5 protein-coding genes are annotated in these 6,575 nt (G+C 73.9%); 1 reads left to right on the top strand and 4 read right to left on the bottom strand.

Features of this window, described 5'->3' with window-relative positions; all coding sequences use genetic code 11:
- The first annotated feature begins 204 nt into the window (after positions 1 to 204).
- Positions 205 to 444, top strand: coding sequence for a hypothetical protein (locus ACWDS7_RS25575; RefSeq protein WP_306866811.1), 240 nt, complete (start codon positions 205 to 207; stop codon positions 442 to 444).
- A 123-nt stretch (positions 445 to 567) separates the two neighbouring features.
- Here ACWDS7_RS25575 and ACWDS7_RS25570 read toward each other — a convergent pair whose 3' ends face one another.
- The 4 genes from ACWDS7_RS25570 to ACWDS7_RS25555 all read right to left on the bottom strand — a co-directional run bounded on the left by ACWDS7_RS25570 (position 568) and on the right by ACWDS7_RS25555 (position 6,551).
- Positions 568 to 825, bottom strand: a complete 258-nt coding sequence (locus ACWDS7_RS25570) for a hypothetical protein (protein WP_306866808.1) — start codon at positions 823 to 825, stop codon at positions 568 to 570.
- A 257-nt stretch (positions 826 to 1,082) separates the two neighbouring features.
- Positions 1,083 to 1,493 (bottom strand): sensor histidine kinase, encoded by a 411-nt coding sequence (locus ACWDS7_RS25565; protein WP_451931326.1) that lies wholly within the window; start codon positions 1,491 to 1,493, stop codon positions 1,083 to 1,085.
- Between the two features lie 140 nt (positions 1,494 to 1,633).
- The gene (locus tag ACWDS7_RS25560) at positions 1,634 to 2,974 is read right to left on the bottom strand and encodes a serine/threonine-protein kinase (protein ID WP_451931325.1); all 1,341 of its coding nucleotides are present in this window, start codon (positions 2,972 to 2,974) and stop codon (positions 1,634 to 1,636) included.
- Between the two features lie 37 nt (positions 2,975 to 3,011).
- Positions 3,012 to 6,551 carry a protein kinase domain-containing protein gene (locus ACWDS7_RS25555; RefSeq protein ID WP_451931324.1) on the bottom strand — a complete coding sequence of 1,180 codons (3,540 nt, stop codon included), beginning with the start codon at positions 6,549 to 6,551 and terminating at the stop codon, positions 3,012 to 3,014.
- Positions 6,552 to 6,575 lie beyond the last annotated feature (24 nt).

Here is a 6,575-nt window from a genome sequence, read left to right as displayed (position 1 = left end):
CCCCAGGGTGAGGCCGGCCCGCAAGGCGAGCAAGGTCCCCAAGGGGAGCAGGGTCCCCAGGGAGAGCAGGGCCCTCAGGGTGAGGCCGGCCCACAGGGCGAGCAAGGTCCCCAGGGCGACACCGGCCCGCAAGGCGAGCAAGGTCCCCAAGGGGAGCAGGGTCCTCAGGGAGAGCAGGGTCCGCAGGGGCCCGCGGGGGTCATCGTGGCTCCTCAGGACGTCGACGAGAGCGTCACGATCGACGGTGACGACGTCGGGACCGCCGTTGCCGTCTGCCCGGTGAACACGACGCTGATCAATGGTGGATACGTGAACCCGGACGGGTTGATCGTCACCGCCAACCGGGCCGACAACGCCAACAACTCCTGGACCGTGACGGCCAGGAACTCCGGCGTTTCGCCTGCGCAGATCACCTCTCACGCCACCTGCTGGCCGCTGAGCTGATCTGAGCTTCCAACCGTCCGCGGGCCCGGCACGATCATTCGTGCCGGGCCCGCGGCACAGGTGTCACGGGACGCCCGGAGCAGTCGTATCCGGGCGACATCTGTCCGGCCGCCGGCCGCCTCCCTACGCGCCCTGCTGGGTGGGGATGCCGACCCGGTCGACGATCGTGTCCGCGCCCTCCTCCCGGGCGCAGTGCGCGCAGCAGAACCAGCGCCGGCCGGCCTGGACCCCGTGCCCGACGACGCGGACCCCGCAGCGCTCACAGATCGGCGCCATCCGCTGGATCGCGCACTCGAAGCTGTCGAAGACGTGCACGGCCCCCTGGGCGTGCACCTCGAAACTCATGTCATAGTCGTTGCCGCAGACCTCACACTGCGCCATGTTTCCCCCCGAAAACGTCGGTTCATCCGGGCCGGGCACGAGTGATCGTCTCCGACCTGATCAGGCGGCTTGTATATGCCCCTACCTGCGCAAACTAGTTTCCGGATCCGGGAAAGCGTCACGCCATGGATCACGGTCGACAGTTGGGGCCCGTCATTCACGGACCGCACCCGGGCCAACGGCCGCGGGCGTTCCGCCTGAACCCGGCGGGTGAGCGGCCCGTCCCGGGAGCGGCCGCCGCCCGGAGCGGACGGTCTTCACGCGGGGACGGCCCCCGTTACCGTGGTGCCGCCTGCGAGGACGGAATTGATCGTCAAGGTGCCGCCCACCTCGGCGAGACAGGCCCGCATGGCGGCCAGGCCTCTCCCTCCTGACCTGTCGGACCGGTCCGCGGCGAACCCCGCGCCGTCGTCGCTGACGGTCATGCGCAGGCCAGTCGCGCTCAGCGTGACCGCGACGGAGACGTGCCGGGCACCACTGTGCCGTTCGACGTTGGCGAGGGCTTCGAGAACCGTCGCGTACACCGCCCGGGCCAGGTTCCGCGGCACGGCCGTACCGGGCAGCGCCCATGTCTCGACGACGATGCCGGTCCGCTCGCCCCAGCGGGCCAGGTAGCTCTCCAGGGCCTGGGTCAGGCCCTCACCCGTGAAGTCACTCGCATCGGACATTTTGAGCATCGAAACTTCCCCCCGCGTCGTCTCCTCCGGCCGAGACTGTAGGAGAGCGGCTGTCGCGGGGGCGTCCGCCATCAGGGTGATTCACCTCATTCGCTCGGGTGATTACCGCGCCCGGCGCTGAGGGGTGCCGCTCAGGCCGCCACCCCGAAGACGGCCACTCCGAAGACCGCCACCGCGATGGCCAGGGCGGACACCACCAGAACGATCAGGACGAGCAGCGCCCGGCGGACGCGTCCGCCACGCGCCATGAGACGGTGGCGGTCGGCCTCGATCCACTCTCGCAGCCGGGGCCAGGCGTACGGCAGCGCCGGATGGGCCAGGGCGACCTCGCCTCCCCGGCGGACGACCAGGCAGCCGAACGCCTCGACGACCCGCGTCTCGACCCCCGCCCGGGGAGCTCTCACCCCCCGGGTCACCAGCCCGCCGCCGGCGGGCAGCACGACGAACCGGAGGAACACCTCGCGGACGAGCTCTCGCTCGGCCGGGTCCAGGGCGGCGTAGGCGTCCTCCGCGAGGGTGCCCAGCCCGGGATCGTCGCAGGCGGTGCGGAGCCTGGCCGCCACGTCACCACCGGTGACGAGCAGGGGGTCCGCCGCCACGTGCGCCGCACCGGGGGACCCGTGGTCGCCGCGCACCGCGCCGGGAGTCACCTCCCCCACACACCGGACAGGGGGCTCGGCGCGGCTCTCCCCGGCGACCAGGGCGGTGAGCAGTTCGCGGGCCGTGGGCCGGGCACGGGGGTCCCTGGCCAGCGCGGCGGCGGCCAGGTCGCGCAGCGTGCCGGGCAGGGGACTCAGGTCGGGCCCGGCCTGGAGGATCCGCCGCATCACCGCGTCCAGGGTGGGCGCCGCGAACGGATCCTCGCCGGTAGCGGCGTAGAGCACGGTCGCCCCCCAGGCGAACACGTCCGCCGGGGCGCCCGTCCCCTCTCCGGTGAAGGACTCGGGCGCCGCGTAGGCCGGGGCGCCGGTCCCCAGGCGGCCCGAGGTCAGCGACATCGCCGGGGTCCGCGCCAGCCCGAAGTCGATGACCCGAGGGCCGCCGGGGCCGAGCAGCACGTTGTCCGGCGTGAGGTCTCCGTGGACCACGCCGGCGCCGTGCAGGGCGGTCAGGGCGGTGGCGATCGCGGTCGCGAGGCCGAGCAGGTCGCCGCCGGCGAAGATCCGGCCGGCCCGGCGCAGGCTGGGGCCCTCCGCGTATTCGCTGACGACGTACGGCCTCGGACCGGCGTGGCCGGCGTCGAGCACGGCGGCCGTGCAGAACGGCGCCGCCCGGCCCGCCGCGGCGGCCTCGCGGGCGAGCCCCTCCCACAGCTCCGGGTCGCCCTTGAGCACTTTCAGAGCCACCCGCCGGCCGCCGGGGTCGTACGCCTCGTAGACCACGCCCCGGCAGCCCTCGCCCAGCCGTCCGGCCAGCCGGTAGTCCCCCAGGTGCTGCGGATCCCCCTCGATCAACCTCGCCGCGACTCTCATAAGGGCTTGGATGCGATCCAAGGGTGGAAAGTTTGGGCTAACCAGGACATACGTCGCGATATGGAATGTCGGCCAGATAGGTCCGCCACTCCTTCCGCGACAGGGTACGGCCGGCCCGCTCGCAGACCGCGAGCGCCACCTCCTCGGGATCGACCGGCTGCTCGGCCAGGACGCCTTCGGAGTCGACCGTGACCAGCCGTGATCCGTCGGCGGTGAACGCCAGCGACTGGAGGTCTCCGGTGTGCGTCACGATCGGCTGACCCAGGCGTCGCCCGGTCGCGATGTCCCACAGCGCCACCGACTGCGGACCGGCCCCGGCCGCGACCACGTCGCCGCGCGGCGAGTAGACCAGCCCGGTCCCGGCCCCGGCCCCGCCGCGGATCAGGGCGCCCACCCGGCTCCTGGAACCCGTCTCCCACACCGAGATCCGCCCGACCTGGTCGGCGGTGGCGGAGCGGGCGCCGTCGGCGCTGAAGGCCATGGAGGTCACCGGGATGCTGACGGTCGGCGAGCCGTACGTCTCGCCGAAGGGTCTGCCGGTCGCCACCTCCAGCAGCCGCTGCTGCCCGCCGGCGACCCCGATGGCCCTGCCGTCCGGGGTGAATCTCAGCGCCTCGACGTATTCCTGCGCCAGGGACCAGCGGTGCCGGCCGCTGGGCACGTCCCACAGGTGGATCTCCCCGCCGGGCGCCTTCTCGACGTCGTAGTACAGGACGTAGGCGGCCACGGCGGTGCCGTCGGCGTTCATCGCCAGGGCGGGAACCTGGCCCCCGCGCGCGGTCTCGACGGCGGCGATCCGCCGGAAGGTCGCGGTGTCCCAGATCATCAGCCTGGAGCTCTCCCCACCGGTGTTGATCGCCAGCCGCCTGCCGTCGCCGCTGAAGGCCATCTCGAAGTAGCCGTCGGCGCCCTCGGGCCCCACCTTCAGAGTGGCGAGGGGCTCGCGCCGCCGGACGTCCCAGAGCCGGACCTCGCTCGCCCCGCTGTCCCGGGAGGCGAGCAGGCGCCCGTCCGGGCTCAGCGCGGCCCAACGGGTTCCGGCGCCCTTGAGCGGGACGGGCCTGGTCAGCGCGGCGATGTCGAGGCTGGTGACCGACCCCTCGGTGAGGTAGCGCAGCGTGCGCCCGTCCGGGTCGAAGGCCACGGCGGGCATGAACGCCTCGATCCGCTGGGTGAGCAGGAGCCGGCCGTCCTGGACCCGCCAGAGCTTGACGCTCGTCTCGTCCGTCGCGCTCAGGAAGCGCCCGTCGGGGCTGAAGCGCAGCACCCCGCCGTTGCCCGGGAGGAACGGGCGCTCCAGGTCGGCCCCGGTGAAGGCGTCGCGCAGCTGGACGGTCTTGCCTCGGCTGACCGCGAGTGTCTTGCCGTCCGGGCTGTAGGCGACACGCATCCCGCAGGTGTCGCACCGGCTCCCCAGCGAGATCCTGTCCAGGCCCGCCAGGGTGAAGGCCACCGCCTGCCCGTCGATGGTGCCGACGGCCAGCCCGCGGCCGTCTGCGGAGGTGTCGAAGTCGATACCCGCGGCGGTCGGGAACTGCTTGTCCCCGGTCACGGGGTTCCAGACCGTCAGCCCCTCCCCCTCTGTGACCAGGACCCGGTCCTCGGCCTGGCCGAAGTGGACCTGGGTGTCGCCGCCGCCCTCGCGTCCCTGGACGGCGAGGGCCGCGCCGGTCGGCCTGCCCCTGGCCACGTCCCAGAGTTTCAGCTCCAGCCCGCTGATCACCGCCAGCCGCCTGCCGCTCGGGCTCAGCGCGATCCCGCGCAGGTCGTCGCCGATCCCCCGGAACCCGCCGGTGCGCCGGCCCGTCCGCACGTCCCAGATCCGCACCTCGCCCCCGCCCGCGCTGACGAGCGTGCGCCCGTCGCGGCTCAGCGCCCGGAGCGTCTGTATGGCGGTGGCCGGGTCGTGGAAGGTGGCCGTCTCCCGCTGGGCGAGCGAGCCGGTGAGGCTCGCCCTGGCCTCGGCCACCGGGGCCAGCCGCCAGGCCGCCACGCTGAGCAGCATGGCCCTGACCGGCTCGGCGACCCGCAGTGACTCCGCCGTCGCGGCGAGCTGACGGGCCCCCGCCTGGTCGCGCTGGAGCGCGATGGTGACGTTGCGCGCCTCGGCCACCCTGCTCTGCTGCAGGGCCAGCGCCCCGGCGGCCAGCGCGACCACCAGCAGCGCGGCCAGTGTGATGGACAGCAGCCGGCCCCGGCGGGCACGGCGCCGGGTGAGCGCGGCGCCGGCCTCCAGGAAGTCGCGTTCGACCGGGCTCAGCGTGATGTTGCGGCGGCCGGTGGCCGCCCAGCTCATGGCGTTCTCCAGGCTGCTGCCCTGGAACAGGTCGCCGTCGCGGCGGCCCTGGGCCTGCCAGTGCCGGGCGGCGGTGAGGATCCCCCGGTGGACGGCCAGGCCGTCCCGGTTGGCCTGGACCCACAGGCGCAGCCGGGGCCATGCCTGCGGCAGGGCCGGCCGGGACAGCCAGACCTCCTGCTCGTCGTGAGTGACCAGGTAGGCGAAGACCTGGAGCACCCGCCGGACGGCGGTCGCCTCGCTCTCGGGCCGCCCGTCGAGGAGCTCGCCCCACTGCGCCCGCCGTACGGCCGGCTCGCCGTCGTCGGTCACGGTGACCATCCGGAGGAACACCTCGGGGGCGACCTCGCGCTCGACCGGGCCGAGCGCAGCGTAGGCGTCCTCGGCGAGGGCGCCGAGCGCCGGGTCCGCGGAGGCGGCGCGGATCTGCGCTCCGGCGCTGCTGCCCGCCGCCAGCAGCTTCGGGGTGTCGAGCCGGCCGTCGTCGCTGACCAGGGCCAGCAGCAGCTCCCTGGCCGACGGCCTGGCCTGCGGTTCCTTGGCGAGGGAGGCCGCGATGAACGGGCGCAGCCGTTCGGGCAGCATGTCGAGCTGGGGCTGGACGGACAGCACGCGGTGCATGACGCCGCCCAGGCTCTCGGCCCGGAACGGGTCGGCCCCGGTCGCGGCGAACACCATGATCCCGCCCCAGGCGAACACGTCGGCCGGGGTGCCCGCGCGCTGGCCCATGAAGATCTCCGGGGCCATGTAGGTCGGGGTGCCCGCCACCATGCCGGTGGCGGTCAGCGACATGTCCACCGTCCGGGCGATGCCGAAGTCGATCACCCGGGGGCCGTCCGGACCGAGCAGCACGTTGTCGGGCTTGAGGTCGCGGTGGATGACCCCGGCGTCGTGGATGGCGGTCAGCGCGGTGGCGACCGCGGTCGCCAGGCGGTGCAGGTCGCCCCCGGTGAAGCGGCGCCCGTCGGTGACCGCCCTGCGCAGGCTGGGGCCCTCGACGTATTCGGAGACGATGTACGGCCTGGGGCCGTCCAGGTCGGCGTCGATCACAGCCGCCGTGCAGAACGAGGCGACCCGCCGGGCGGCGGCGGCCTCGCGGCCGAACCGGTCGCGCAGTTCGGGGTCGGCGCCCGCGTCGCCGTGCAGCACCTTGACCGCGACCCGCCTGCCCCCGGCGTCGTATGCCTCGTAGACCACACCCTGGCCGCCGGCGCCCAGCCGCCCGGCCAGCCAGTAGTCGCCCAGCCGCTGGGGATCCCCGTCGATCAGCCCGGTGCTCATCTCATACTCCGTTCACCGGTCTCA

It is taken from the genome of Streptosporangium sp. NPDC003464, assembly GCF_053588315.1.
Note: the sequence above shows the minus strand (reverse complement) of the source record. Positions and strands in the feature narration are given on the sequence as shown.